The following is a 25,303-nucleotide window of genomic DNA, read 5'->3' as shown; positions in this document are numbered from 1 at the left end:
GGATATCTGCATGACCGATTCTATCGAAACCCCGACCCCGCGCCGCAAACCCAAGCCGGCCATCGAAGAGATTGCCGGGCGCAAGTTGAAGCCCGCGACATTGATGATGGGCCATGGCTTTGACCCGGCTTTGTCCGAGGGTTCGCTCAAACCCCCTATCTTCCAGACCTCGACTTTCGCCTTTGAGAACGCCGCCGCTGGCAAGCGCCATTTTGAGGGCATTACCGGAAAGCGCCCCGGCGGTGCCGAGGGGCTGGTCTATTCGCGATTTAACGGCCCCAATCAGGAGATTTTGGAGGACCGTCTCGGCGTCTGGGATGGCGCGGAGGATGCGCTCGCCTTTTCCAGCGGCATGACCGCGATCTGCGTGATGATGCTGGCGCTGTGCGGTTCGGGCGATGTGATCGTCCATAGCGGCCCGCTCTATGCCGCCAGCGAGGGCTTTGTCGCCAAATGGCTGAGCAAATACGGCGTCACCTATGTCGATTTCCCCGCCGGTGCGACGCGCGAGGAACTCGACGCTGTGATGGAGAAAGCCAGGGCCCAGGCCGAAAGCCAGGGCGGTAAAGTGGCTTTGGTCTATCTCGAAAGCCCGGGCAACCCGACCAACGCGCTGGTCGATATCGAGGCGGTATCGGCTGCGCGCGATGCGGTGCTGGGCGCAGATGGCCCGCCTATCGCTATCGACAATACCTTTCTCGGCCCGCTATGGCAGCGACCGCTCGACCATGGTGCGGACATTGTGGTTTACAGCCTGACCAAATATGTCGGCGGCCATTCGGATCTTGTCGCCGGTTCGATTGCCGGGGCGAAGAAATGGATCGACCCGGTACGGGCACTGCGCAACACCATGGGCGGCATTTGCGACCCCAATACCGCATGGATGCTGATGCGCTCGCTCGAGACGGTGGAGCTGCGGATGCAGCGTGCGGGTGAGAATGCGGCCAAGGTCTGCGAATTTCTCGCGCAGCATCCAAAGGTCGAAGGGCTGGGCTATCTCGGCATGATCTCGGACCCTCGCCAGCAGGACATTTACGACCGCCATTGTCTCGGCGCGGGTTCCACCTTTTCGGTGTTTATCAAGGGCGGCGAGGAAGAGAGCTTCCGCTTTCTCGACAGTCTGAAAATCGCCAAGCTGGCGGTGAGCCTCGGCGGCACCGAGACGCTGGCCAGCCATCCTGCGGCGATGACGCATCTCTCGGTCCCGGATGACCGCAAGGCGCAACTGGGCATCACCGATAATCTGGTGCGGATATCGATCGGTATAGAGGATCCCGACGATCTGATCGCCGATTTCGATCAGGCCTTGGCGGCAGTGTAATCACAAGGGGCGGAGCCTGACGCCCGCCTCTCTACATCCTGTCCTTCAGCAATATCCATGCTGCCATGGCATTGAGACCGGTATAGCCAAGATAGGCGCCGACTGCGATGATGAAGCCCTGATTTGCAAAGCTCATCGCCGCCAGCAAAACGGTATATTCGAGCAGATACCCACCCCACCCGCCGGTTGCGCGCTCGAAAGCCATGCGCGTCGACTGGATTGCCGGGTGCCCCGACTCCATGACCGCCTTGTGCATCGCGAAATTGGCGATGCCGAGGAAGAACAGAATGATGACAGCGATCATGAGACTGAGATAAACGCTGGTCAGATGCTTGCCTAGAGCCGTTTTGAATTTGATAAGATTGTCATCGCGAGCAGAAAAGGCATCAGGGAGGGGAATGACATGGATATCAGCGGCAAGACGGTGGTGATTACCGGCGGTGCGACCGGGCTGGGTTTGGCCATGGCGAAAAGGCTCGGGGCCGAAGGCGCGCGGATGATCCTGTGCGAGCCGCGCGAAGAGCGGCTGCAACAGGCGTGCGAGGCGTTGGCTGAAGCGGGTGTCGATGCGAAATATTGTGTCGGTGATGTCACCAGGGCAGAGGATATGACCGGGCTCGCCGATTTTGCCTGGGGCAAAAATGGCCGTGCCGATATGTTTATCGCCAATGCCGGGGTCGGGGGCGGGCGGCAATTTGCGCTCGATATGGATATGGCCGAGGCACGGGCGTTGTTCGAGGTCAATTTCTGGGGTGTGTGGAGCGGCATCAGCGAATTCGGCAAGCGTATGGGTGCGGATGGCCAGCCCGGCGCGGTCTATGCCGTGGCGTCGGAAAATGCGCTGTTCAACGCCATGCCGATGACCGGTAGCGCCTATGTCGCCAGCAAGCATGCGGTGCTCGGCCTGATGGAGGTGATGCGCCGCGACGTGCCGGAAAATATCACCACCGGGGTCATCATGCCCGGCTGGGTCCAGTCCGAGCTGACCGACTGGGCCCAGGATCTCGCCATGCCCGCGGACCGCTTTGCCGAAACAATCGTGCCGCAGCTATTGGCGGGCGAATTTTACTGCGTCAGCCACGCCTATAATGCCGAACGCATGCGCGAACGCTGGGATGCGGTCTATACTGCGTTCGACAACTATGCGCCGCGCTATGATGGCGATGATGAATATGATGTACAGCTGGCCTTTGCCAGGATGCGGGCTGCGGGTGACGGGTAAGACCAATGTTGACAAAGATGGCCCATGCAGCAGCGCGTGGCGCACATATCGGGGCGCTTCTTGTGCTCTTGACACTGGCCGGATGCGCACCGCGGACAAGCTATTATGGCATTGACCTTACACAGGCTTCGACAACGCCTGGTCCTGAACTTGTAAGGCGGCGAAATGCGGAGCTGTTGAAGGATCTGCAGAGTTTCATCTGCGCGGCCGAACGCCAACAGCGTGCAGCGGTACCGGCGGACCAGAGTAGCTCCGATCAGCGGTCATCATCAGTGCCAGCGCCTGCCACTCAAAAGTCTGCCTGTGCCGAAGGGGATATGGAGTCCCCGGGGCGAGGCTATGGCTCCAGCTACCGCCTGTCTGCGTTGCCCGACCTTGCGCGTGCGGCGATGGGCGGTGACAAATGGGCACAGCTTGAGCTTGGCATCCGCTTCGAAGAAGGGATCGGTGTTGCGCGTGATGTCAAGAAAGCACGCAGTCTCTATGCCAAGGCTGCGACTGATAGTGGCGGCACGATCTGGGTCTATTCGCCGCCGGTCGGGAATGGCACCCGCGGTCAGGTCATTCCGGTCGATACAGGACCAAAGCGATATGGGCTGGCAGCGGCCAAGCGGCGGCTGAAAAACCTGGATTGAAAACGCTCTGAACAGGCTATGATTTCGGGATTGCGTCGTTCCTGTCGGCCCCACACTATTGAAACAACATCCTCGGATCAGCCAGTTCAAACCCCTCGCCGGGTTTGCCCGGGGTGGAGTAGAAGCCCAATGTCGGGCCGCCGCGCGAATAGCCGATCAGGTCGCGCAATTCGGGTTTCAGCTGTTTGGCGATTTCGGGCGGGCAGGAGAGATACTGGTTTTCCTCCTGCCGCAGCCAGTTGAGCGCATAATGGATCAGCACGCCGAGGCGGTTTTGCTGGGTGCGGTTGGCACCGCCGCCATGGATGACGGTGCCCGAATAGATCAGCACCGATCCGGGCTTCATCTCTGCGGGCACAATTTCATGCGGCTGGGCCTCGCGCTGGGCGTCCCATGTCTGCGATCCGGGCACCAGCTGGGTCGCGCCATTGTCTTCGGTAAATTCGGTGATCGCCCAGATGGTGCTGAGCTGGGTCTCGATTCGGCGCGGAATATAGCCGCCCCATAGACCGCGATCGCGGTGCAGTTGCTGCGCGCTCTCACCGGGGCCGATGCTGATCGCCTGGGTGAAATGCAGCTGATAATTGTCACAATGGGGGCCGAGAAATTCGGCGCACATGGCATTGACGATAGGATCAAGCGCCAGTTCGCGACAGGCGGGCGAGCGCGCCAGCAGGGCGCCCATGCGCCGCGTCTGGAAACCGCTGAAATCATCCGCGCCCTGTGCGGTTGCGCCGAGATACGGGTCGAGCTCTTCACGGATGGTGGCGATCTGGTCGGCCGACAGCACATCCTCGATGATCACCGCAGCATCGCGTTGCAGCACATCATGGATAGCCTCTGTGCTGGCGGTGGCGGGGAGATAGGCCAGCTCGGGCAATGTGGTCGCTGTGGTCATTGGGGCATCCTCTCTGTTATGGTTATGTCCCGTCCGGGAACAGGTGACCCAGCATATCGCGCAAGCATTGCTGCTGACGCTTGGCGGGCCATAATTCTGGGTGCAGCGTGGCGCACAGACCTATGCCGTCCATCGCCGCGATCACGGTGCGGATATCGTGCCGCGCCGTTTCATCATTCTCGCGCTCGATGGATTCGAGCAGCAGCGTTTCCAGTCGGGCATAGTAAAGCCGGTAATGCTCGCTGATCGCTTCGGAGGTCTGCGCCCGGCCACAAAAGGCGAGCCAGACGCTCCAGCTGCGCTGTCTGTCCTCGCTGGTCGGCAGGGAATTGATAAAGCGCTCAAGCCGCCAGCCATGCTCATAGGCCTCGACCTGTGCGAACAGCCGCTGCCATGAGGCGTTGAACGCTGCCATCAGCAGCGCATCCTTGTCCTCGAAATAATAGGTGACCGCGCCGGTGGTCACCCCGGCCTTGCGCGCGACATCGGTGAGCTTGAAGCGATCGAGCCCTTTTTCGTGGATGGCATCAATGGCGGCAGCGGCAATGGCCTGCGCCTTTTCGGGGAGCGATTCGGATAACATAATAATGGTGATTATGTTTTTTGCGTGGCGTTGTCAAATGGGGTTACAGCGACATAAAACACAAGGGCGACGATTGCGTATTGATCTGGCCAAAACTGCATTGTCATTGCGAGCGCAGCGAAGCAATCCAGAGCGGCACGCACCTGCTCTGGATTGCCGCGTCGCTTCGCTCCTCGCAATGACGCTCACCCCCAATAAAAAAGGGCGCCCCTTGCCAGGGCGCCCTTTTCCTTGTCGCTTGGACGCGAAGAGGGGGGTTATACGTCGAAGCGATCGAGGTTCATCACCTTGTCCCATGCGGCGACAAAGGCATGGACGAAGGCCTCATGCGCATCATCGGTGGCATAGGCTTCGGCCTGTGAGCGCAGTTCCGAGTTGGAACCGAAGATCAGATCGGCACGGGTGCCGGTCCATTTCTTCTCTCCACTGGCGCGGTCGCTGCCGACAAATTCCAGCTCATTCGCGTCGGTGGCTTCCCATTTGGTGCCAAGGTCGAGAATGTTGACGAAGAAGTCATTGGTCAGCAGGCCCGGACGATCGGTCAGCACACCATGCTGCGAACCGCCCGCATTGGCGTCAAGCGCGCGCATACCGCCAACCAGAACCGTCATTTCCGGCATGGTCAGCGTCAGCAGCGCCGCCTTGTCGACCAGCAACTCCTCGGTCGAGCGATAATCGCTGCCGGTGTGATAGTTGCGGAAGCCGTCATTGCGCGGCTCGAGCGGTGCGAAGCTCTCGGCATCGGTGTGCTCGTCGGTCGCGTCGGTGCGGCCCGGGGTGAACGGCACGGTGACGTCCACACCGGCATCCCTGGCGGCTTTCTCCACTGCGGCGCAACCGCCGAGGACGATTATGTCGGCCATCGAAACCGATGTGCCGGATGCGGCGCGCACGCCTTCCAGCACCTCGAGTGCCTTGGCCAGTTCCGCCGGATCATTGGCGGCCCAGTCCTTTTGCGGGGCCAGGCGAATGCGCGCGCCATTGGCGCCACCGCGATGGTCGGTTCCGCGATAGGTGGAGGCAGAAGCCCATGCGGTCGCTACCAGACGCGAGACCGAGAGACCGGAGTCGAGGATCGCCTGTTTCAGCGCCGCCACATCAGCATCGCTCAGCGCACCCTGCGCTGCCGGAACCGGGTCCTGCCAGATCAGGTCTTCTGCCGGCACCTCATTGCCCCTGTAGCGGCTTTTCGGCCCCATATCGCGATGGGTCAGCTTGAACCATGCGCGGGCGAAAGCATCGGCGAGCTGATCAGGATTGTCGCGGAAGCGCTCGGAAATCTTGCGATATTCCGGGTCGACCTTCATCGCCATATCGGCAGTGGTCATCATCAGCGGCTGGGTCTTGCCCGGGTCATGCGCCATTGGCGCTTCGGGTGCATCCTGGCCCGCTTTTGGTGTCCACTGATGGGCACCGGCAGGGCTCTTGGTCAGCTCCCACTCATAGCCGAGCAGAACTTCGAAATATTCATTGTTCCACTTGTTCGGTGTCGGTGTCCATGGGCCTTCAATGCCACTGGTGATCGCGTCATCGCCCTTGCCCGAGCCATGACTACTGATCCAGCCTTGGCCCATAGCGGCCATGTCTGCGCCTTCGGGCTCAGGACCGACAAGGCTGTCATCACCGGCACCATGCGCCTTGCCGAAAGTGTGGCCGCCGGCGGTCAGTGCAACGGTTTCCTCGTCATTCATCGCCATGCGGGCAAAGGTGACGCGGATGTCATGCGCCGAACGGGCCGGGTCAGGCTCACCCGAAGGGCCTTCGGGATTGACGTAGATCAGGCCCATATGCACCGCGCCGAGCGGATCGAACAGCTCACGCTCGCCTTCAAAACGGTCCTCGCCCATCCATTCGGACTCAGGGCCCCAATTGACTTCTTCCGGCTCCCAGACATCAGCACGACCGCCGCCAAAGCCGAAGGGTTTCAGACCCATATGCTCAATCGCGCAGTTACCGGCAAAGACCAGCAGATCGGCCCAGCTCAGCTTGCGGCCATATTTCTTCTTGATCGGCCAGAGCAGCATGCGCGCCTTGTCGAGATTGGCATTATCGGGCCAGCTGTTTAAGGGGGCAAAGCGCTGCTGCCCGGTGCCCGCGCCACCGCGGCCATCAAAGGTGCGATAGGTGCCGGCGGCGTGCCAGGCCATGCGGATGAACAGCGGACCATAATGGCCATAATCAGCCGGCCACCAGTCCTGCGAGTCGGTCATCAGCGCGAAAATATCCTGACGCACAGCATCGAGATCGAGGCTCTCAAATTCTGCGGCATAGTCATAGCCTTCTGCCATCGGATCGCTCTTTTCCGAATTGGCCTTGAGCGGGCTCAAATCCACATTATTGGGCCACCACAGCTGGTTGGTCATATGGCCGACAATGGCCTCGACACTGGTATGGCCCATCATCGGGCATTTGCTTTCGTCATTCATCTGGGCTCTCCATCATTATATGGGCTTAAGGGTGTTTCGGGGACGAGTCTTTCTCTCACAGTGAACATATCGCACCGAATGATTTATCGATCCAATCAATTTTATGAAAAGCGTTAAGTGATTTTATCGCTAAATCATTCGCTCTCTTGTGACGCCCTGCCTAACCTACAAATCTGACAGAGCTGCGACAGAATAACGCCTGCTTATCCGCTATCTATTTGACCGCGAAAACCCGATGGATCACCCCGCCATCGCCGGTACGCGATGTCGAAACCGCGATGATATTGTTGAGCCATGCATAGCGCGCATCGCCGGTCTCAAATTGCGGTGCAGTACGGAAATAATAGCGATGCGCGCCTGCCGGGTCATCGGCTTTGGACTGGTCCATCGCATATTCCAGATTTTCGGGTGGCGCATGGAAGCGACCATTCCAGTGGAGATAGAGCACCGCACCATCATCGGTTTCCAGGCAGAAGCGGACGTCGAGATGAAAAGCGCCATCGCCGCGCAGGCGTACCCAGTCGGCACCTGCGCCGGGCAGGACCTTGCCTTTGAGTTTCGGTCCGTCAAATGTGCCGCCTGTGACGATATATATAGCGCGATGTCCTTCCGGCCCCGGCCCGACTTCGATCGGTGCCGGATCGAGCGTGACGCGGGCTTCAAACAGGAATTCGGTTTCAATCTCGCTCATGACAATCTTCTCCCTCTTTATAAATATACATGCATCATGCATATAAATAGCAGGTACCATGATTGTCAAAATATATGCGGCATGTATATTTATGGGCATGGATAATAGAAACAAGATGCTGGAAAATCTTATCGGCGCTTTTGCGCTTACGGTCACCGACAAGGTGCAACAGGCGATTGCGACGCGCTTCGACAAGGCGGGGGAAACCCCGGCGGCGCTTACCGCCATTGGTGCGGCACCCGGCCTGACGATCGGCGATCTGCAACCGGTGCTGCGTCTGTCGCAACCGGGCACGGTGCGGCTGGTCGATCGGCTGGTGGCCGATGGCTTGGCGGAGAAACGCAGGGGCGAGGATGCGCGGCAGGTGCTGCTTTACCTCACCGCCAAGGGCAAACGCCTGCGCCGCAGCTTGCTCGACCTGCGCCATGAGGCGATCGCGGAATTAGCGCAAGGGCTGGATGCAACGCAGCGTGAAACCCTTACCGGTCTGCTTGACCGGATGTTGCGTGATTACCCGACATGCGCAATGGACAAATATCAGGCGTGCCGTTTATGCGATCAGGATGCATGCAAAGCCTGCCCGATCCCGGCGCTTTGAGGTTCACAAGTCACGCCGCTTCAGTTGGAAGATTGGCCCTCTTTTCCGAACAGCTCCGTTACCGATCCGCCATTGGCTGCTAATATGTCAGTCACCTTTTTACGGCCTTCATAATAGACGATCGCCGGATGCGAATGCCCGTTTGCTATGAGCGTCCGATATTGCGCTTCCGTCAGGCTCGATTCCTGCGCGACATAATCGGCATAGCCTTCGACCTTCCATGTCGGTTGCATGGCTTCTCCCAATATACCGAGATGGTTGCGCATCAGTGCATGTACGCGTTCATGCGCGATGATGGCGGAGAGACTGCGGACACCACCAATCTCTTTGCCGTTGCGCACAATGCCCTTTCGAATATCGGTGCGATTGACCGGAATGACATCGGTAAAGGGGCGGTTGACCGCGAAGGCATCAGATGCGCCCAGCGAAAGCCATGACCAGCGCCATCCGCCCTGTGTCAGGACAATGACACTGTCATAGTCTTCGGTGAATAACGGGCTTGTGCGCAACAGTGCGTCGGACTGCTCCAGATGGTCAGCCAACTCTGCGGTTATCGGCATCTCGGCATAAACAGTGGTATCGCCAATCTTCTGGTGATGCGGAAAGGCAAGCAGCTGCGGCGCAAAGAGTGGGGAAACCAGGGCCAGTGCCAGAAGCGTCGATAGGGCGCTGATCCATCTGCTCATAAGTGAGCGCTGCTCGTTTCCCTTTCTTCCCATGTCTCAAACCCCTTCCAGCAATCCTTCTTTCCGGATCTTCTCCTGCCACACCAGAGGCGCGAGGTGGTGGACGCTGTTGCCTTCGGCGTCGACGGCTACGGTGACCGGCATGTCTTTCACCTCGAATTCGTAAATCGCTTCCATGCCCAAATCTTCAAAGCCGACGACCTTGCTGCCTTTGATCGCGCGGCTTACCAGATAGGCGCTGCCGCCGACGGCCATCAGATAGGCCGATCCATGTTTCTTGATCGAGGCGACCGTATCCAGCCCGCGCTCCGCCTTGCCGACCATCGCCAGCAGGCCTTCACCGAGCATCATATCGGTGAACTTGTCCATGCGGGTTGCGGTGGTGGGGCCGGCGGGGCCAACCACTTCCTCGCCCACAGGATCGACCGGACCGACATAATAGATCACCCGGCCTTTGAACTCGACCGGCAGCTCTTCGCCCTTGTCGAGCATATCCCTGATCCGCTTATGCGCCGCATCGCGCCCGGTGAGCATCTTGCCGTTGAGCAGCAGCCGGTCGCCCTGCTTCCAGGAGGCGACCTCCTCCGGTGTCAGCGCATCGAGCTGCACCCGCCTGGCTTCCTTGCTCGGGGCCCAGTTGACATCGGGCCATTCGTCCAGCCTGGGTGGCTCAAGATAGGCCGGGCCGGAACCATCCAGAGTGAAATGCGCATGGCGGGTGGCGGCGCAATTGGGGATCATCGCCACCGGCTTGCCCGCCGCGTGACAGGGGGCGTCGAGAATTTTGACGTCGAGGATCGTCGACAGGCCGCCCAGCCCCTGGGCGCCGATACCCAGCGCATTGACCTTGTCATAGATTTCGATGCGCAGCTCTTCCATATCATTGCGCGGCCCGCGCTGTTTGAGCTGCGCCATATCGATATCGCCCATCAGCGATTGTTTGGCGAGCAGCACCGCTTTCTCCGCCGTGCCACCAATGCCGATGCCGAGCATGCCCGGCGGACACCAGCCCGCACCCATTTGCGGCACCATTTCCAGCACCCAGTCGACAATGCTGTCACTCGGGTTCATCATCTTGAACTTGGATTTGTTCTCGCTGCCGCCGCCTTTGGCCGCGACATCAATCTCCACCGTGCTCCCCGGCACCATCTCGACATGCAGCACCGAGGGCGTATTGTCGCCGGTGTTGCGCCGGGTGAAGGCGGGGTCGGCCAGGATCGAGGCGCGCAGCGGGTTTTCCGGATGGCGATAGGCCTGGCGCACGCCCTCATCGACAATCTCCTGCATCGAACGGCTGGTGTCGTCGAGCCGACACTCCATGCCCCAGCGGATAAAGACGTTGACGATGCCGGTGTCCTGGCAGATCGGCCGATGCCCCTCGGCGCACATCCGGCTGTTGGTCAATATCTGGGCGATGGCATCCTTTGCCGCAGCGCCCTGTTCGGCCTTATAGGCTTCGCCCAGGGCACGAATATAATCCATCGGATGATAATAGCTGATAAATTGCAGTGCATCGGCGACGCTTTCGATCAGGTCATCGGCTTTGATCAGGGGCATGGCGGATCTCCATCGCGCGGAATTGGGCAGGGGCTCTGCCCTGCTATTTGGCGGATAATGGCGTTACGGGCAAGCGAACGCCTGCCCATTGAACCTTTCTATCTCGATAGATTGTTTCGATAGACAGATACACTGTGGATAGTGTGCACGTGGATATTGCTGTCGGGTTTTCGACAGCCATGCAGAAAATTTCTCGAAACTGTCATTTTGCGCTTGCGATTTGGGAATGCCGCTCAACTCCACGCGTCGCGGCCTAACCGCATGAATCCGATGCGGTGAAGCGAATCGGGCATGCGACGAACCGAGTCCTTAAACTGTCATTTACCCTCTTGCGTTGGAAATCATTTCAGGCACTATAGGTGGTATAGAGCGGTTGGGGGCATACCAACTATAGTATGGCAGCCAATTTGGCTGACCACGCAAAACGGCTGCAAACAGCATTTTTGCGTCTACTTTGTTGCGTCCTGAAAGCCGCCATTCAAACGGGGTGCTTGGGGATAAGTTTTTACCCAGCCGTTCCGGTAAAATGCTATTCGGAGATTTCGCGCTCCGACTCGAACGAATGTGGAACATTGGGAGCGGTCATGGATTTTAGGGATACCACGGAAAGCGTCCTCGGCGAAGATGCTCAGGACAAGGGTGAGATTATGGCAGGTAGTGAAGCAAAAACGGACGGTGATGCCGAGGTAATGGAGCGTCCTCATGATGGCGCGATAAAAGCCGGCGGTGAACGTCCGGATCAGGGCAATGCGAGTGAGGCGATGCTGATAGAAGACAGCCCCGAAAAGACGGCCAAGAACGCGTCCGCCAAAAAGACGCCGGACAGCAAGAAGGTCAATGCGCGCCGGTTCACCATCAAGACCGACGATGCGCGCGACGACAATCTGACCGACTTCGGCAAGGAGACCCTGCGCGACCGCTATTTGCTGCCCAATGAGAGCTTTCAGGACCTGTTTGCCCGCGTCGCCGATGCCTATGCCGATGATCAGGACCATGCCCAGCGGCTCTATGATTATATCTCGAACCTGTGGTTTATGCCGGCAACCCCGGTGCTCTCCAATGGCGGCACCGGTCGCGGCCTGCCGATCAGCTGTTATCTCAACAGTGTCGATGACAGCCTGAATGGCATCGTCAACACCTGGAACGAGAATGTCTGGCTCGCCAGCAAGGGCGGCGGCATTGGCACCTATTGGGGCAGTGTGCGCGGCATTGGTGAGCCGGTGGGCCTGAATGGCAAGACCAGCGGCATCATCCCGTTTGTCCGGGTGATGGACTCGCTGACACTGGCTATCAGCCAAGGCTCGCTACGTCGGGGTTCGGCGGCTTGCTATCTTGATATCAGCCATCCGGAGATTGAGGAATTTCTCGAAATCCGCAAGCCTTCGGGCGATTTCAACCGCAAGGCACTCAACCTGCACCATGGCGTTTTGGTCACCGACGAGTTTATGGAAGCGGTGCGCGATGGCGCGGAATTCGAGCTGAAATCGCCCAAGACCGGTGAGGTGCGCGGCTCTGTCGATGCGCGTTCGCTGTTCCAGAAGCTGGTCGAGACACGGCTGGCCACCGGCGAGCCTTATATCATCTTCAACGATACGGTGAACCGGATGATGCCCAGGCATCATCGCGACCTTGGCCTCAAGGTTTCCACCTCGAATCTGTGTTCGGAAATTACCCTGCCCACAGGTCGCGACCATCTGGGTGAGGACCGCACGGCGGTGTGCTGTCTGTCCTCGCTCAATCTCGAAAAATGGGATGAATGGTCGGTCGACGACATGTTTATCGAGGATGTCATGCGCTTCCTCGACAATGTGCTGCAGGACTATATCGACCGCGCGCCCGACGAGATGCAGCGGGCGAAATATTCCGCTGCGCGCGAGCGTTCGGTCGGCATGGGCGTCATGGGCTTTCACAGCTTCCTGCAGGCGCGTGGCCTCGGCTTTGAAAGCGCTCTCGCCAAGTCGTGGAACCTCAAAATCTTCAAGCATATTCATGCCAAGGCGAGCGAAGCCTCGATGATGCTGGCCAAGGAGCGCGGCCCGTGCCCTGATGCTGCCGATCAGGGCGTGATGGAGCGCTTCTCCTGCAAGATGGCGATCGCGCCGACCGCATCGATTTCGATCATCTGTGGCGGTGCCTCGGCCTGTATCGAGCCGATCCCGGCGAATATCTATACCCATAAGACGCTGTCGGGCAGCTTCATTGTCAAGAACCCGCATCTGGAGAAAATCCTGCGCGAGAAATCCAAGGACAGCGCCAATGTGTGGAACTCGATCCTGGAGCAGGGCGGCAGTGTCCAGCATCTCGACTTCCTGACACCGGAAGAAAAAGAGAGCTTCAAGACCAGCTTCGAGATCGACCAGCGCTGGCTGCTCGAGCTCGCCGCTGATCGTACACCCTATATCGACCAGGCCCAGTCGCTGAATCTGTTCATCCCCGCCGATGTCGATAAATGGGACTTGCTGATGCTGCACTTCCGCGCCTGGGAGCTGGGCATCAAATCGCTCTATTATCTGCGCTCCAAATCGGTGCAGCGCGCCGGTTTCGCCGGTGGCGTCGAGGCGGACAACACCATCGACCCGAAACAGGTCGAGCTGGCGACCGCCGAGAGCACCGATTATGACGAATGTCTGGCATGTCAGTAGGACTGACAGGCTTCAATCTGTCGTCATCCCGGACCTGATCCGGGTCCGGGGCCGCATGCATCCGCCTTCATTGTCCCGGATTCCGGTTTTTGTGGGAATGGCAGCAGAAAGGCGTGCATGGTCGGCACATGAAGCGACCGGGCCTTATAGCGAAAACGTCAAGGGCTGAATGTAAACGTGCCGGAAACTGCTACCAACCTGGCTGACAGCATATTGATGGTGACGCCCAATTTTCCGCCTTTTGCCATGGCGGGGGCGGCGCGCACCGGGGCGCTGGCGCGGCACTGGGCGCAGAGCGGGCGGCAGGTGTCGGTGCTGGCGGCGGCCAATCCCGGCGCCCATGGCATCCACCAGCCGCTGGAAATGGACGGGGTGACACCGGAATTTCTGCCGATTGATCGCGACGGTCGCGATACCGGCGCGTCCGGGGGAACCACTGCCGACAAGAGCGGCGCGGAAAAGCCCAGAGCGACCATGCCCGGGCCGTTGCGGCGCATATTATGGGATTTGCAGGCCATGCCTGACCGCTACAATCCACACTGGGCCAATCGTGCGGCGGCGCGCGGCATCGCGCTGGCGCAGCAAAAGCCCCCGGCGCTTATCTATTCCTCCGGCCCGCCCAACAGCGCGCATATCGCCGCGGCGAAGATCAGGGCCGCCACCGGTCTGCCCTGGATTTCCGAGCAGCGCGACCTGTGGATCGACAATCCCTATACCAGCCATCACTGGCTCACCGAGATTTTCAACAATCGTATGGCACGGCGTATCCTGCCCGCTGCCAATGCCTTTGTCGGCGTTACCAAAGGCGCGGTGGCCGAATTGCAGCGCCATTTCGACGCGCCGGTCTGCCTTGCCTATAATGGCCTCGACCCCGATGACTTTGCCCCGGCAACAGGAGATGCCGCAACCCCCAAGCCCTATGATCCGGATCGGCTGACCATCATACATGCCGGGGTGATCTATGCCGGTCGCCGCGACCCGCGCGCACTGTTCGCCGCGATTGCGCTGCTTGGGGACGAACAGGCGGCGAAAGTCCGGGTGCTGTTCTTCCATGACGAATATGATTATGTCACCCGGCTCGCCAAGGACCATGGCGTGCTCGGCTCGGTCGAGTTTCGCGCGCTGGTACCGCGCGCCGAGATACTGGCGATCGAGCGCCGCGTCGATGCGCTGCTGGTGTGCCGCTCGCACGGTCCCGCCGGCAATGCCGTCATCCCCGGCAAGCTGTTCGAATATATCGGCGCGCGCCGGCCGATGCTGGCCACCGGGTCGGAGGAAGGCGAGGCGGTGGAGATCATTCGCGCCGACGGCTTTGGCCTGGTGTCGAACGACCCGCCGACCATCGCGGCGCAGCTCACCCAGTGGCTCGACCAGAAGGCGGCCAATGGCGGTCGCGTGCCCGACCTGCCCGAAGCCCCGACCCGCGCCTATGCCCGCGCGCTGCAGTTCGAGAAGATCGACGCGCTGATCGACCAGGTGCTGGGTGAGAAGGTGTCGCAGCCTGAAGCCGAAAGGGCCGTGGCGTGATGGAGTCTGTCTTGCTCTCACGGCCTGTTCGCTGGCGGTTCTGTTTCTCTCGCGGCTTATTCGCCTATCGGCGAATGCCTCCGAGGGGCGGCCTGACCGGCCGACGCGCGGTCGCGCTTGCGAACCCTGCGGGTTCGAGGTGCCGCAAAGCACGGGCCCGATTTTTGGCAATGCCGGAACCGAAAGGTTCCGCAAGGCCGACCGGCCGCCGGCCCTTAGGCCGCCCCCTCGGAGGCGTTCGCGCCAGCGAACAGGCGGTGAGAGAAAACAAAACCTCCACCCGGCGCTTGAGGCCGGACAAAAGACTCTATCCACAGCAACCCACAGTGAAAAGCACAGCGCACCAGCGCCCGCGCTTTCAATTTTCCGCAGAATCCCTATATTTTGAGATGTAATGAGGAGCCGTAACGATGTCCCTATTGGAAGCCCGCAAGACCTATAAGCCGTTTGAATATCCCTGGGCTTATGATTTCTGGAAACGCCAGCAGCAGATCCACTGGATGCCCGAGGAAGTGCCTCTGGGTGAGGATTGCCGCGACTGGGCGCAGAAGATCACCGAGCATGAGCGCAACCTGCTGACGCAAATCTTCCGCTTCTTCACCCAGGCGGATGTCGAGGTGCAGGATTGCTATCACGACAAATATGGCCGGGTGTTCAAGCCGACCGAGGTCAAGATGATGCTCACCGCCTTCTCCAATATGGAGACGGTGCATATCGCGGCATATTCGCACCTGCTCGACACCATCGGCATGCCCGAGAGCGAATATTCCGCCTTTCTCGAATATGAGGAAATGGCCGACAAGCATGATTATATGCAGCAGTTCAGCGTCGATAATGACGAGGATATCGCCCGCACCCTGGCGATGTTCGGCGGCTTTACCGAAGGGCTGCAGCTGTTCGCCAGCTTCGCCATGCTGATGAACTTCCCGCGCTTCAACAAGATGAAGGGCATGGGCCAGATCGTGAGCTGGTCGGTGCGCGATGAATCGCTGCATTGTGAGGGCATTATCAAGATGTTCCACACCTTCTGCGAAGAGCGCCAGTGCCTCACCAAGGCGGTGAAGGAGGATATTGTCGATATCTGCCAGAAGACCGTGCGGCTGGAAGATGCGTTTATCGATCTGGCGTTTGAGCTTGGCCCGGTTGAGGGCATGCGCGCAAAGGACATCAAGAAGTACATCCGCTATATCGCCGATTGGCGTCTCGGCCAGCTGGGCCTCAAGCCGATCTATATGATCGACGAACACCCGCTGCCCTGGCTCTCGCCGCTGCTAAACGGTGTCGAGCACGCCAACTTCTTCGAAACCCGCGCCACCGAATATTCCAAAGGCGCCACCCGCGGCAACTGGAACGATGTCTGGGAGACCTTCGACAACCGCAAAGCCAAAACCGGCGAAGCGGCGAATTGCGAGGCCGAGGATGAGGGGCCGGATATGTTCGACGCGGCCGAGGTTGCGGCGGAGTAAATTTCTACTTTGGCCTATCATTCTACTCCAATATCTCGAACATCGTTCGTTCTCACTGATCGGGACGCTTATCAGACTGCTTTAAGTATGTGCTCTAATTGGTTGGAGCGCACTGCAGGGGCAAAGCTACCCGAAGAAGCTGGCATGGGATTGGCGTTTGAATTTGCTGCTGAAAAAGCATTGGCAAAAATATCAGCTTCAAGCATTGACGATAATAAAGGCAAGGTATGGGCTGCAAAAGTCACCTACACAGGTGACAAGGCTGCTGATCGCCAGTGGGTTACTGACTTGTTTGTTGAAGCAAGAACGGGAGATGTAACTCGATTTGGTGCCCAGTTAGTGTGTCAACATGATTCCAAGGACACAGCTTTTGAGCCAAGCCGGCCTAGATTAGTACGGGATGTTATTGAAAAATTAGCTGCCGAAGCTGATGCTACCCAGCTATCAAATGATTTTATTGAAGTAAATGAAGATGGTGTTGAAGAGCTTGTTGATTTGTTGTGTCTTCCTGAAAGGAGGCTGCCTGTAGTTGTTGTGTCAACTGACGATGACTATGGTGCTCAATTCGAATTAGCAAAGCTAGCTTCGCGTATATCTGGTACCGCTCATCTCCGTAGCCTTAAGATAGAGCCTAGTTTTGAATTGACTCGGTTGGTTGGTAAGAAATTGTCAACCTTTAATGGTGGAGCTCGTATCTATCTTACCGGTTTAGACAGTCAACATGATGATCCGTACCGGCATCCTTTATGGTTACCTCCAAAGTCAGGGTGGAACCCAAACGCAGGCCGTGAGATTGCAAAGAAGGTGCTGCCATTAGGCTTTCGAGATTCTGAAAGTGGGACACGATTTTGGAGACTCGGTCTCTTAAGACAAGCTGCCTCTAGGGCCGCTGCTGATGCCATAAATCAGGAAGGAGAGGCAAAGCAAAGTGCAGAAATAGAGGCTCTGAAATTAGAACTAGCAAATACTATGGAGGAGAAAGAGACGGCAGAGTCGTTAATGGATGAAGAGGCTGCCAAAATTGATGTTTTAGAGAGTGAAAAGGCCTTGTTAAAAGAAGAAAACTACTCTTTACGACAAACAGTTGAAAGTCTGCAGAGCGGAGCAAATGCCGCCTCTATAGCAATCAATGAACACGACATTTATAATCTATACGAAGGCGAGCCATCACTAGAAACATCTCTGAATATAATATCAAGTATATTCCCTAATAGGGTGGTTGTCCTTCCTACTGCAATAGAAAGCGCTCGTGACTCTGCTATATTCAAGCACAAGAGAAAAGCGTTTCAAATGCTTTGGGATCTTTCAACTAGTTATTACTCGTCGCTACTAAACGGTAAGGGTGATGTGGATGCGAGGAAATGTTTTGGCAATAGTTACGCTCCAAAAGAGAAAGATACGATATCGCGAGAAGGAAAACAAAGACGTATATTCTCTTATAAGGGCCAATCTATTGAAATGATGAAACATTTGAAAATTGGAACTGCCGGCAACAAAACAGAGACGCTGCGTATCCACTTTGAGTGGATATCGACAGAGGGTAAACTTGTAATAGGTCATTGCGGAGCACATTTAAACTTTTGATCTTAAGTCGTAATGTTTGAGCTTCTATGAACACTAACTGACAACGATCATCCTGCTCCGAACCGTCATAGCGACCGGATGGCTACAGCAGCGCTTGAAATTTCTTCCCCGAGCCGCCCGGGTGACCGCAGAGACTAAACCCCGCCCAACAACACCCGCGAATACCAGCGGTGGAAGGGCATCAGCGCTTTGACCGTGGCGCGCTCTGGCTGGCCGACCCAGCTTCCGAACAGCAGCGTGGTGCTATCCCCATGATGCTGCACCGACAGCCAGCTTGCGGTGGTGCCGCGAAAATCCTGGAGCAGAATTTCCCGCTCACGCCGCTGCACGACATTCCATGCGGCAAAGCTCTGCGCCTCGGCGTTGGCCAGTCTGATCGCGTCCGCATCGGATGCGCCGCGCCCGATTAATCCGAGAATCAGGCGCTCGGGCCGAAACGCCCAACTGCCATAAAAGCGCGCGATAAAGTCGGCGAGGCTGACTTGGCCCGCAACGCACCGCGCAAAGCAGTCGCGATAGGCATGGGTCGGGCCAAATTCGGCCAGCAGGCTATCGGGTGGGACGGCGATCGAGTCTATCTTCGACATATCTAAGATATATCTTAAAACAATGCGCCATGCACGCAGTTTCTGCAAACCCTTTTCGCGCCACCCATGCGCCCTTACCGCCAATAATCATCCCGCTCCGAAGCGCGATAGTGGCCGGATGGCACCCAAACTGTCCTGCACCACGCCGCATAGCCTATCATCCGGGCCTGTTTTCTATCGCCCGTGCATCCGCCTGTGCCACCATTTCCCCTGGAGAGTGCTACCCCCTCGACCGCATGATGCCTGCGCGGCCACAAGCCGCTTAAATCACGCCGTTTTTTTCGCAGGACACAACCCAGGCCAACAGGGTGACAGGGTGTCACCCTGTGTCCCCTTTTGCCGGATTCACAGCCTTCCGCCGATTTTTGATCCAGCGCAAAGCGCGCGGGCGACTCGCCTGTCATGATGCGGGTATCAGAACAAAAACAGGAGAACAGCCCCATGTCCCATACGCCGCATGAACTGGCGGAGGAATTTCCCGCCGATGCCGCGATCATTCATCGGCTCAAGACCGAGGATGCGCATTTTGCGCGGCAGGCGGAGCGTTATCATGAGGTCAACCGCGCCATTCACCGCATCGAGGCGGAGATTGAGCCGTGTTCGGACGAACATGCCGAAGAGTTGAAAAAGCAGCGGCTGGCGCTGTGCGACGAGCTGGCCGCGATAATCGGCGCCGCACGGCAGGACGCCTGAGCAGCAATAAGGAGTCGAGATGATGAACTATATTGGCGAAATTGCAGAAAAGGCCCGCTTCCGCGCCGAGCAGGAGCAGCTGGAGGCGATGCTCGACGAGCTGGAAACCCGGCTGGCGCATATCGGCGAAGATCTGGCCGAGCCGCTCAACGCCGACAGTTCCGAACAGGCGGTCGAGATGGAAGATGATGCCGCGCTGCAGGGGCAGGGCGCGCTGATCACCCGCGAGATCGCCTCGGTCAAACGGGCACTGGAGCGGATTGAAAACGGCACTTATGCGATTTGCGTGAATTGCGGCAATCCGATCAACCCCAGGCGTCTGGCGGTGCGGCCAGAAGCGGCTCTGTGCATCACCTGCGCCTCGCAGGAATCGATCTGACTTGACTGGAGCATCCGGGCCGGACGGTGCACCCTCTGGCGAGACCGTCGCCTATAAGATCCTGACCGCCGATCAATGGGCGGCGTTTCAGGCGGCGGGGGAATTTGCCGGCGCGCCGATCGATCTCGCCGATGGCTATATTCATATGTCCGCGGCAGCGCAGTTGCAGGGCACGCTGGAGGCGCATTTTGCCGGGCAGAGCGGGCTGGTGATCGCCACCATCGATCTTGCACCGCTGGGCGATGATGTGGTGTGGGAGGCCTCGCGCGGCGGCGCGCTGTTTCCGCATCTTTATTACCGCTCTTTGCCCTTGTCCGTCGTCACCGAAACGCGCATCGTCGACACCTGACTTTTCCGGAGAGTATCGATGATCCGCCCCTTGTTCTGCTTCGCCGCCGGCCTGATGCTGACAGGCGCCCCGGTGCTGGCGCAACAACTGCCCGGGCTGCCCGAGGGCTTTATCCTCGGCCCGGTATTTGAGGATTTTGGCCCGCATGCCCCGGTCGACAGCGATGTGCCGCTGCCCGCCGATATACAGCTGGCCGTGGCCTTCGATGTCGCCAAAAGCGAGGAGGCCACGCTCAACCGCACGCTGACTTCGGCGGCGCGGTTCATCAACATGCATGTCGCCAATGGCGTGGCGCCGGAGAATATCCGCGTTGCGGTGGTGGTGCATGGTTCTGCGGTGTTCGACATGGCCGTGGACGCGGCCTATGCCCGGCGCTGGCCCGATCAGGCGAGCAACACCAATGCCGAACTGATCGCAGCGCTGATGCAGCAGGGGGTGGAAATCATCATCTGCGGCCAGAGCGCAGCGGCGCAGGGGCTGGAAAAGACCGAATTGCTGCCCGGTGTCACCATGGAGCTATCCGCCATGACCGCGCATGCCCGGCTGCAACAGGCGGGCTATACCCTTAATCCGTTTTAAATTTCGCACCGCCATACTATATCTGTTGTCACCGATGCTTTGGGGGACATTGCCCGCATGAGTGAAACGGATATGGCCAGGCCGCGCCGCACCATCTGGTCGCGGGCGCGCGAAATGGCCGAGCTGGCTCCTCCGGAGCGCAATCGCTATGTCGATTTCCTGCGCGCGCTATCGATCCTCGCTGTTGTCGTCGGCCACTGGCTGGTCGCTGCACCCTATATTGAGGATGGCGCGGTGCGTGGCGGCCATCTGCTCGGCATATTGCCATGGACACAATGGCTGACCTGGGGTTTTCAGGTGATGCCGCTCTTCTTTCTGGTCGGTGGCTTTTCCAATGGCGTATCCTGGTCCGCCAACCGCCGCAATGGAAGCAGCTATTCGCACTGGTTCTCCAGCCGTTTCCGCCGGCTGATCTATCCGGTGCTGCCGCTGTTCGCGATCTGGACCGGGCTGGCGATATTCGGCACGGTGATGGGGATTGAGCGCAGCATCGTCGCAATGGCGGCGGAACTGGCGCTGATCCCGGTCTGGTTCCTGTCGGTCTATATCATGGTCACCGCCGCTGTGCCGCTTTCGCATGCTGCCTGGACGCGCTGGCGCATGGGCAGCGTATTGGCGTTGATCGGCTGTGCCATAGCGGTCGATGTCGGTACTTATGGCTATGGCATCGGCTATATGAAATACACCAATTTCGCCTTTGTCTGGCTGGCGGTGCATCAGCTTGGCTACGCCTGGTGCGATGGCTATTTCGACCGGCCGCTGCGGGCGCTGGCCTTTGGTCTGCTCGGCTTTGCGGCACTGATGGCGCTGGTATTTGCCGGCCCCTATCCGGTGGCGATGATTGGCGTTCCGGGCGAACCGATCACCAATTCGATGCCGCCGACACTGGCGCTGCTGGCACTGGGCATCATGCAGACCGGCTTTGCACTGGCGTTGCAGCCATGGGCAAAGAAGATGCTCGACAATATCACGCTGTGGACCAGTGTGGTGCTGATCAACGGCATGATCATGAGTGTCTATTTGTGGCATTTGACCGGGTTTGTGCTGGTCATGGTCGGCGCCTGGCTGTTCAATGGCATCGGGCTGGATATTGTGCCCGGCAGCGGTGCCTGGTGGGCAGCACGACCGATATGGTTTGCCCTGTATATTGCCGCGACCTTGCCGCTGGTAATGGCGGTGGCACGGTTCGAGCAGGCAAAGGAAAACCCCAATGCTGCGGGCAAGGGTGATGTCCCCCATTGGCGTCTCGGCCTGGGTCTGGTGCTCGCCTGTGTCGGCCTTGCCTCGACCGCCGTACTCAGCATTGCTACACCGCAGGGGATATTGGGGGTAAGGCTGTGGATCGTCGTTTTGCCGTTTGTCGGCGGCGCCCTTGTGCGGTTTGGCAAGCTGTATGATTTCACCCAGAAGCTGCAGCGCTCGCGATAATGTGCCTCAGCACCAGTTTTCGCGACGGCCGTTCCAGCGATGTGCCAATCCCTCTTTGACCAGCGTGTCACCCAGGCTTTCGCCGCCGCGCGTCACCACCCATAATTCACGTCCATAACGGTCACGTTTGCGGTCAACGGATTTGAGCGAGAAGGGCCGGTTGTTGAGCAAATGGTGCAACCGCAGCTTGGCCTGCTCGCCCAGCCGGGCTTCCCTGGTGCAACCGGGCCTTCCGATTTCTGGTGTATTGATATCGGCAATGCGGATCTTGCGGCCCTGATACCAGAAGGTGTCACCATCGACGATGCAGTTGATGCGCGGCGACCGGGAACAGATGGCAAAGCGCGCACGCTCACCATCTACCGGTAGCTTGAGAGCCGTATCCGGGGCAGAAAACGGTATGATAACGCTAGCCTTGCCGCTCGGACCGCCATTGGCGAACCAGACGGCACTGAAAGCCGCGCTACACAAAGCTGCCGTGATGATGATAAATCGGGCCCACCCCATGGACGGCTTCCGGCGTGGCGGCACGGGCCGGCGGCCATCGCGCCTGCGGCGAAACCGAGAGACATTGTTAGACGCCATGCTGCAAGCCTAAGCCCGGCCGACTAAGGAAAGGCTAATGCCATTGCATCGAAAATCGAGACAATTGCCGACAGGGGTAAAAAGAACCTTAATGCGCAGCCCACCATATCGGCTTACCCGGTCGTAACCAGCAGAGGAGAGTCTGTATTCATGATTGCAGCCATTGCACCGGTTTCATGACCAGCGATGCCGGTGCTGCGATCGGTGGATATGGATGCAGCTCTGGTCGGTCCAGGCCTGCAATATGGGGTAAAGGCCATGATACCAGCCGATAATCTGGTGATCATCTATGCCAGCATTTCCTTTGCCGCCACGGCGTTGGCGGCGGTGCTGGCGACGCGCGACTGGCGTTTCCGCATGGCCGTCGATGGCTTCTTCGCCGAAGACGACGCGCAGCTTTCGCCCAAGCTGGCCCGGCTCAAAGAGGTCCAGCGGATGACCGAGATTGCCGATGCCGCCATTGCCGCGCGTCAACGCCGGGTGGAGCGCATCGCCCCGGACAGCTTCGGCCGCAGCCACAAAAAGACACCGGTTATCGATCGCCGCTAGGCCTCTAGTCTGGTATTTTCCCGGCTTCTCTCCGCCTCTGCGCAAACCCCAGCTTCCTACGCTTTTCTAATGCGCCAGCGACCGGTTGCGCCGTGTCCGCTCGCTGGCAGCAGCGACGTGACGGAGAGAAGGGAAATATTTTTTAAACCATGGCTGTTGACCCGCGCTTTACCAGCGCTGGGCATTCTCTGTTCAGCAACTGGGGAAATGGTGAGGAAATCAAGATGACACCTGATAATGCGTTTTATGCCTTTTCATCGATCTCGCTGGCCGCGATTCTGCTGGCCTTCATTATCGGGTTTCGTGATGTCCACCCGAGCGACATTCGCTATTTGCTGCAGCTACTCACCCCCGCATCCTGGGGTGCCCGGCGTGAGCTCAAGCACCAGCGGCTGGTGCGCAAGACCAAGATCGCAGATGAGGCAATGCAGGCGCGCGCGCGTGGTGAGCATTTCGTTCCGCCCAGTGATTATCGCGGCCGTTGATGCCCGCGGCGGTGAACCGCAAATGAACTGCGGTCGCGCCTCACTCCTTTCATCGTTCAGGCATTGCAGCTGGTCGCCGAAACGGCGGGCCTGACAGCCCGGTTTGTCATCCGTTCATCTCTGGCCGATTAGCCTTGCCGGGTTTTTGGCAGTGAAAGGATGGATGATGGCAAAGTTGAACAGCATTTCCGCAAGACATGTTCTTGCAGCAACCGCAGCTCTGGCAGTGACCGGGCTGTGTGTCCCCTCGGCGATGGCGGGGCACGGTTCCCGGGGTGCCGCTTCTTTCGATCCGGATGATGAGCTTGTGGTGCGCGGCTCACGGCTGCCCGTCGCTCCCAATAATGACAGCAACAAATTCTGGCTCGACTATCGCACCGATGTCAGCGAGGCCGAGCGGGAACTGGCCAGTGATCTCCGCCGCGCCACCGATGCCGAGGATCGGCGCGAAGCCTATGCCGAATATTATAACGAGCTGCGTGATGCCAAAAAGGACTATGCCGAGGAAATGACCGAGCGCGGCTATATCGTCCGCAATTTCAAACCGGATCGCCGTCGCCGCTATTCTCGGCGTTAATGCCGGTCCGGCTTATCGGGCTCCGCGATAGCTGTTTAAAGCGGGTCAGACCCGGCGGTACCATCGGTTGAGGCATCAGGCGCTTCGTCCTGCTCGGTCTCGGTCAGGTCGACAAAGGCGCCGAACAGGCCGATGACGTTGTTGCGAGCGTCAAAGCGGCAGATGCCGCGTGACAGCACGGTTCGCTCGTCATCGCCTTCGGTGACGATGCGGGCGCGATATTCGAAGTTCGATCCATCGGCCAGGGCCTTTTCGACCAGTTGCGAGACCCTTTGGCGGTCTTCATGATGATAGAAGCCGAGCGCTTGCCGTAATGTCGGTGGCCCCGCTTCTTTCGGGCGTTCATGGATGGCATAGACTTCATCAGACCAGGTGATCCGCTGGCTCGGATTGTCGAGTGTCCAGGTGCCGACACGACCGACCATGGCGGTCAGGTCATGCGATTTCTGGCGCTCCGCCATATCATCCTCGATGGTGTCGAGATGTGCCTGCATGGCACGCAGCCGCACCACCAGATAGATCATGCCCGCTATTGCGAGTGCGAGCAGGACAAGAAGCACAATCTCGAAAATACCGATACCCCTGGAATCACTCTGACCGATGTTAAATGGGCATTATTCGGCCAATGGCATGAAAAAATTGCTAAATGCCCGGAAATACGGCCATATATTGCGTTACATTTCTTCCGTTGCGGCTTTGTGGGTGTGGCCGTTCTCGACATAATGGGCGACGCCGAGACGCATTTCGGCGATTGCCGGTTCGGGCAGGTCGCGCAGATATTTTGCCGGACGCCCGGCCCAGAGCTGGCCTGCGGGCATGGTCTTGCCCGGGGTCAGCATGGCCCCGGCCGCGAGCATCGCATCGCTGCCAATAGTGCAGCCATCCATGACAATTGCACCCAGGCCGACAAAGGCGCGGTCCTCCAATGTGCAGCCATGCACCATCGCCATATGGCCGATCAGAACATCCTCACCGATCAGTGTCGGATAGCCTTCGGGGCGACCGGGACGGGGGCTGTCGCAATGGATGACAGTGCCGTCCTGCACATTGGTGCGTGCGCCTATGATAATGCGGTTCACATCAGCCCGAATGACGCAATTATACCAGATGCTGACCTCGGGGCCGATTTCGACATCGCCGATAATCCGGCAACCCGGAGCGATAAAGGCGCTGTCATGGATTTGCGGCGTCTTGCCATGGATCGGGATGATAGAGCTATCGGACATATCGGGCACCTTTGGCGGATAAGGGGAAGG

General features: G+C 58.7%; 27 protein-coding genes. 16 read left to right on the top strand and 11 right to left on the bottom strand.

What is annotated here, in order from left to right; genetic code table 11:
• The first annotated feature begins 10 nt into the window (after positions 1 to 10).
• On the top strand, positions 11 to 1,321 hold the full coding sequence (locus tag AAFX04_13010) for a cystathionine gamma-synthase family protein (GenBank protein ID MEO1046355.1): 1,311 nt from the start codon (positions 11 to 13) through the stop codon (positions 1,319 to 1,321).
• A gap of 31 nt (positions 1,322 to 1,352) precedes the next feature.
• Here AAFX04_13010 and AAFX04_13005 read toward each other — a convergent pair whose 3' ends face one another.
• Positions 1,353 to 1,625, bottom strand: a complete 273-nt coding sequence (locus tag AAFX04_13005; GenBank protein ID MEO1046354.1) for a hypothetical protein — start codon at positions 1,623 to 1,625, stop codon at positions 1,353 to 1,355.
• A gap of 99 nt (positions 1,626 to 1,724) precedes the next feature.
• On the opposite strand from AAFX04_13005, the gene AAFX04_13000 reads away from it, so the two are divergent.
• Both AAFX04_13000 and AAFX04_12995 read left to right on the top strand, forming a co-directional pair.
• Positions 1,725 to 2,543 (top strand): SDR family NAD(P)-dependent oxidoreductase, encoded by an 819-nt coding sequence (locus AAFX04_13000; protein MEO1046353.1) that lies wholly within the window; start codon positions 1,725 to 1,727, stop codon positions 2,541 to 2,543.
• A gap of 317 nt (positions 2,544 to 2,860) precedes the next feature.
• Positions 2,861 to 3,178, top strand: coding sequence for a hypothetical protein (locus AAFX04_12995; protein MEO1046352.1), 318 nt, complete (start codon positions 2,861 to 2,863; stop codon positions 3,176 to 3,178).
• Positions 3,179 to 3,233: 55 nt separating this feature from the next.
• On the opposite strand, the gene AAFX04_12990 is transcribed toward AAFX04_12995, so the two are convergent.
• The 4 genes from AAFX04_12990 to AAFX04_12975 form a co-directional block, all read right to left on the bottom strand.
• A complete protein-coding gene (locus tag AAFX04_12990; GenBank protein MEO1046351.1) occupies positions 3,234 to 4,076 on the bottom strand; it encodes a phytanoyl-CoA dioxygenase family protein in 843 nt (280 codons plus the stop codon).
• A gap of 22 nt (positions 4,077 to 4,098) precedes the next feature.
• Entirely contained in the window at positions 4,099 to 4,659 is a 561-nt protein-coding gene (locus tag AAFX04_12985) for a TetR/AcrR family transcriptional regulator (GenBank protein ID MEO1046350.1), read from the bottom strand.
• A 257-nt stretch (positions 4,660 to 4,916) separates the two neighbouring features.
• Entirely contained in the window at positions 4,917 to 7,085 is a 2,169-nt protein-coding gene (gene katG / locus AAFX04_12980; protein ID MEO1046349.1) for a catalase/peroxidase HPI, read from the bottom strand.
• A gap of 214 nt (positions 7,086 to 7,299) precedes the next feature.
• Entirely contained in the window at positions 7,300 to 7,776 is a 477-nt protein-coding gene (locus AAFX04_12975) for a DUF3237 domain-containing protein (GenBank protein ID MEO1046348.1), read from the bottom strand.
• Between the two features lie 97 nt (positions 7,777 to 7,873).
• Between AAFX04_12975 and AAFX04_12970 the strand changes: the two genes are divergently transcribed.
• Positions 7,874 to 8,374 (top strand): MarR family transcriptional regulator, encoded by a 501-nt coding sequence (locus AAFX04_12970; protein MEO1046347.1) that lies wholly within the window; start codon positions 7,874 to 7,876, stop codon positions 8,372 to 8,374.
• A gap of 20 nt (positions 8,375 to 8,394) precedes the next feature.
• On the opposite strand, the gene AAFX04_12965 is transcribed toward AAFX04_12970, so the two are convergent.
• Positions 8,395 to 9,060, bottom strand: coding sequence for a hypothetical protein (locus AAFX04_12965; protein ID MEO1046346.1), 666 nt, complete (start codon positions 9,058 to 9,060; stop codon positions 8,395 to 8,397).
• 36 nt (positions 9,061 to 9,096) lie between these two features.
• Positions 9,097 to 10,617, bottom strand: coding sequence for a fumarate hydratase (locus AAFX04_12960; GenBank protein MEO1046345.1), 1,521 nt, complete (start codon positions 10,615 to 10,617; stop codon positions 9,097 to 9,099).
• A gap of 761 nt (positions 10,618 to 11,378) precedes the next feature.
• Between AAFX04_12960 and AAFX04_12955 the strand changes: the two genes are divergently transcribed.
• The 4 genes from AAFX04_12955 (at position 11,379) to AAFX04_12940 (ending at position 17,836) form a co-directional block, all read left to right on the top strand.
• On the top strand, positions 11,379 to 13,259 hold the full coding sequence (locus AAFX04_12955; protein MEO1046344.1) for a ribonucleoside-diphosphate reductase subunit alpha: 1,881 nt from the start codon (positions 11,379 to 11,381) through the stop codon (positions 13,257 to 13,259).
• A 177-nt stretch (positions 13,260 to 13,436) separates the two neighbouring features.
• Positions 13,437 to 14,786 (top strand): glycosyltransferase family 4 protein, encoded by a 1,350-nt coding sequence (locus AAFX04_12950; protein ID MEO1046343.1) that lies wholly within the window; start codon positions 13,437 to 13,439, stop codon positions 14,784 to 14,786.
• A 410-nt stretch (positions 14,787 to 15,196) separates the two neighbouring features.
• Positions 15,197 to 16,252: a ribonucleotide-diphosphate reductase subunit beta gene (locus AAFX04_12945; protein ID MEO1046342.1), complete on the top strand. Its 1,056-nt coding sequence runs from the start codon at positions 15,197 to 15,199 to the stop codon at positions 16,250 to 16,252.
• A gap of 102 nt (positions 16,253 to 16,354) precedes the next feature.
• Positions 16,355 to 17,836, top strand: a complete 1,482-nt coding sequence (locus AAFX04_12940) for a hypothetical protein (GenBank protein ID MEO1046341.1) — start codon at positions 16,355 to 16,357, stop codon at positions 17,834 to 17,836.
• A 134-nt stretch (positions 17,837 to 17,970) separates the two neighbouring features.
• Here AAFX04_12940 and AAFX04_12935 read toward each other — a convergent pair whose 3' ends face one another.
• Entirely contained in the window at positions 17,971 to 18,423 is a 453-nt protein-coding gene (locus AAFX04_12935; GenBank protein MEO1046340.1) for a hypothetical protein, read from the bottom strand.
• A gap of 441 nt (positions 18,424 to 18,864) precedes the next feature.
• Between AAFX04_12935 and AAFX04_12930 the strand changes: the two genes are divergently transcribed.
• The 5 genes from AAFX04_12930 to AAFX04_12910 are packed head-to-tail and all read left to right on the top strand — an operon-like array spanning position 18,865 to position 21,851.
• The gene (locus AAFX04_12930) at positions 18,865 to 19,116 is read left to right on the top strand and encodes a DUF465 domain-containing protein (GenBank protein ID MEO1046339.1); all 252 of its coding nucleotides are present in this window, start codon (positions 18,865 to 18,867) and stop codon (positions 19,114 to 19,116) included.
• A 19-nt stretch (positions 19,117 to 19,135) separates the two neighbouring features.
• Positions 19,136 to 19,495 carry a TraR/DksA C4-type zinc finger protein gene (locus tag AAFX04_12925; protein MEO1046338.1) on the top strand — a complete coding sequence of 120 codons (360 nt, stop codon included), beginning with the start codon at positions 19,136 to 19,138 and terminating at the stop codon, positions 19,493 to 19,495.
• Position 19,496: 1 nt separating this feature from the next.
• Positions 19,497 to 19,844, top strand: coding sequence for a DUF952 domain-containing protein (locus AAFX04_12920; protein MEO1046337.1), 348 nt, complete (start codon positions 19,497 to 19,499; stop codon positions 19,842 to 19,844).
• Between the two features lie 18 nt (positions 19,845 to 19,862).
• The gene (locus AAFX04_12915; protein ID MEO1046336.1) at positions 19,863 to 20,423 is read left to right on the top strand and encodes a DsrE family protein; all 561 of its coding nucleotides are present in this window, start codon (positions 19,863 to 19,865) and stop codon (positions 20,421 to 20,423) included.
• Between the two features lie 57 nt (positions 20,424 to 20,480).
• Positions 20,481 to 21,851, top strand: coding sequence for an acyltransferase (locus AAFX04_12910; GenBank protein MEO1046335.1), 1,371 nt, complete (start codon positions 20,481 to 20,483; stop codon positions 21,849 to 21,851).
• 6 nt (positions 21,852 to 21,857) lie between these two features.
• Here AAFX04_12910 and AAFX04_12905 read toward each other — a convergent pair whose 3' ends face one another.
• A complete protein-coding gene (locus tag AAFX04_12905; protein MEO1046334.1) occupies positions 21,858 to 22,358 on the bottom strand; it encodes a thermonuclease family protein in 501 nt (166 codons plus the stop codon).
• A 264-nt stretch (positions 22,359 to 22,622) separates the two neighbouring features.
• Here AAFX04_12905 and AAFX04_12900 point away from each other — a divergent pair, with 264 nt between their 5' ends.
• From AAFX04_12900 to AAFX04_12890, 3 genes are all read left to right on the top strand, one after another.
• Positions 22,623 to 22,985 (top strand): hypothetical protein, encoded by a 363-nt coding sequence (locus tag AAFX04_12900; protein ID MEO1046333.1) that lies wholly within the window; start codon positions 22,623 to 22,625, stop codon positions 22,983 to 22,985.
• A 224-nt stretch (positions 22,986 to 23,209) separates the two neighbouring features.
• Complete coding sequence (locus AAFX04_12895) at positions 23,210 to 23,470, top strand: hypothetical protein (GenBank protein MEO1046332.1); 261 nt, start codon at positions 23,210 to 23,212, stop codon at positions 23,468 to 23,470.
• Between the two features lie 163 nt (positions 23,471 to 23,633).
• Positions 23,634 to 24,047, top strand: a complete 414-nt coding sequence (locus tag AAFX04_12890) for a hypothetical protein (protein ID MEO1046331.1) — start codon at positions 23,634 to 23,636, stop codon at positions 24,045 to 24,047.
• A gap of 35 nt (positions 24,048 to 24,082) precedes the next feature.
• On the opposite strand, the gene AAFX04_12885 is transcribed toward AAFX04_12890, so the two are convergent.
• Together AAFX04_12885 and AAFX04_12880 are read right to left on the bottom strand one after the other, a co-directional pair.
• Entirely contained in the window at positions 24,083 to 24,571 is a 489-nt protein-coding gene (locus AAFX04_12885; GenBank protein MEO1046330.1) for a PAS domain-containing protein, read from the bottom strand.
• Between the two features lie 150 nt (positions 24,572 to 24,721).
• Entirely contained in the window at positions 24,722 to 25,273 is a 552-nt protein-coding gene (locus AAFX04_12880; protein ID MEO1046329.1) for a gamma carbonic anhydrase family protein, read from the bottom strand.
• Between the last annotated feature and the right edge of the window lie 30 nt (positions 25,274 to 25,303).

It is taken from the genome of Pseudomonadota bacterium (genome assembly GCA_039818985.1).
GTDB lineage: Bacteria > Pseudomonadota > Alphaproteobacteria > Sphingomonadales > Sphingomonadaceae > Alterisphingorhabdus.
Note: the sequence above shows the minus strand (reverse complement) of the source record. Positions and strands in the feature narration are given on the sequence as shown.

What these genes read in the sequence shown, in the direction of transcription:
- AAFX04_12960 (MEO1046345.1), bottom strand. Translation starts at nt 10,617, where the DNA reads ATGCCCCTGATCAAAGCCGATGACCTGATCGAAAGCGTCGCCGATGCA.
- AAFX04_12895 (MEO1046332.1), top strand. Translation starts at nt 23,210, where the DNA reads ATGACACCTGATAATGCGTTTTATGCCTTTTCATCGATCTCGCTGGCC.
- AAFX04_12935 (MEO1046340.1), bottom strand. Translation starts at nt 18,423, where the DNA reads ATGTCGAAGATAGACTCGATCGCCGTCCCACCCGATAGCCTGCTGGCC.
- AAFX04_12910 (MEO1046335.1), top strand. Translation starts at nt 20,481, where the DNA reads ATGAGTGAAACGGATATGGCCAGGCCGCGCCGCACCATCTGGTCGCGG.
- AAFX04_12995 (MEO1046352.1), top strand. Translation starts at nt 2,861, where the DNA reads ATGGAGTCCCCGGGGCGAGGCTATGGCTCCAGCTACCGCCTGTCTGCG.
- AAFX04_12985 (MEO1046350.1), bottom strand. Translation starts at nt 4,659, where the DNA reads ATGTTATCCGAATCGCTCCCCGAAAAGGCGCAGGCCATTGCCGCTGCC.
- AAFX04_12990 (MEO1046351.1), bottom strand. Translation starts at nt 4,076, where the DNA reads ATGACCACAGCGACCACATTGCCCGAGCTGGCCTATCTCCCCGCCACC.
- AAFX04_12965 (MEO1046346.1), bottom strand. Translation starts at nt 9,060, where the DNA reads ATGAGCAGATGGATCAGCGCCCTATCGACGCTTCTGGCACTGGCCCTG.
- AAFX04_12890 (MEO1046331.1), top strand. Translation starts at nt 23,634, where the DNA reads ATGATGGCAAAGTTGAACAGCATTTCCGCAAGACATGTTCTTGCAGCA.
- AAFX04_13010 (MEO1046355.1), top strand. Translation starts at nt 11, where the DNA reads ATGACCGATTCTATCGAAACCCCGACCCCGCGCCGCAAACCCAAGCCG.
- AAFX04_12900 (MEO1046333.1), top strand. Translation starts at nt 22,623, where the DNA reads ATGCCGGTGCTGCGATCGGTGGATATGGATGCAGCTCTGGTCGGTCCA.
- AAFX04_12970 (MEO1046347.1), top strand. Translation starts at nt 7,874, where the DNA reads ATGGATAATAGAAACAAGATGCTGGAAAATCTTATCGGCGCTTTTGCG.
- AAFX04_12925 (MEO1046338.1), top strand. Translation starts at nt 19,136, where the DNA reads ATGATGAACTATATTGGCGAAATTGCAGAAAAGGCCCGCTTCCGCGCC.
- AAFX04_12975 (MEO1046348.1), bottom strand. Translation starts at nt 7,776, where the DNA reads ATGAGCGAGATTGAAACCGAATTCCTGTTTGAAGCCCGCGTCACGCTC.
- katG (MEO1046349.1), bottom strand. Translation starts at nt 7,085, where the DNA reads ATGAATGACGAAAGCAAATGCCCGATGATGGGCCATACCAGTGTCGAG.
- AAFX04_12905 (MEO1046334.1), bottom strand. Translation starts at nt 22,358, where the DNA reads ATGGGGTGGGCCCGATTTATCATCATCACGGCAGCTTTGTGTAGCGCG.
- AAFX04_12955 (MEO1046344.1), top strand. Translation starts at nt 11,379, where the DNA reads ATGCTGATAGAAGACAGCCCCGAAAAGACGGCCAAGAACGCGTCCGCC.
- AAFX04_12930 (MEO1046339.1), top strand. Translation starts at nt 18,865, where the DNA reads ATGTCCCATACGCCGCATGAACTGGCGGAGGAATTTCCCGCCGATGCC.
- AAFX04_13005 (MEO1046354.1), bottom strand. Translation starts at nt 1,625, where the DNA reads ATGATCGCTGTCATCATTCTGTTCTTCCTCGGCATCGCCAATTTCGCG.
- AAFX04_12885 (MEO1046330.1), bottom strand. Translation starts at nt 24,571, where the DNA reads ATGATCTATCTGGTGGTGCGGCTGCGTGCCATGCAGGCACATCTCGAC.
- AAFX04_12945 (MEO1046342.1), top strand. Translation starts at nt 15,197, where the DNA reads ATGTCCCTATTGGAAGCCCGCAAGACCTATAAGCCGTTTGAATATCCC.
- AAFX04_12915 (MEO1046336.1), top strand. Translation starts at nt 19,863, where the DNA reads ATGATCCGCCCCTTGTTCTGCTTCGCCGCCGGCCTGATGCTGACAGGC.
- AAFX04_12880 (MEO1046329.1), bottom strand. Translation starts at nt 25,273, where the DNA reads ATGTCCGATAGCTCTATCATCCCGATCCATGGCAAGACGCCGCAAATC.
- AAFX04_13000 (MEO1046353.1), top strand. Translation starts at nt 1,725, where the DNA reads ATGGATATCAGCGGCAAGACGGTGGTGATTACCGGCGGTGCGACCGGG.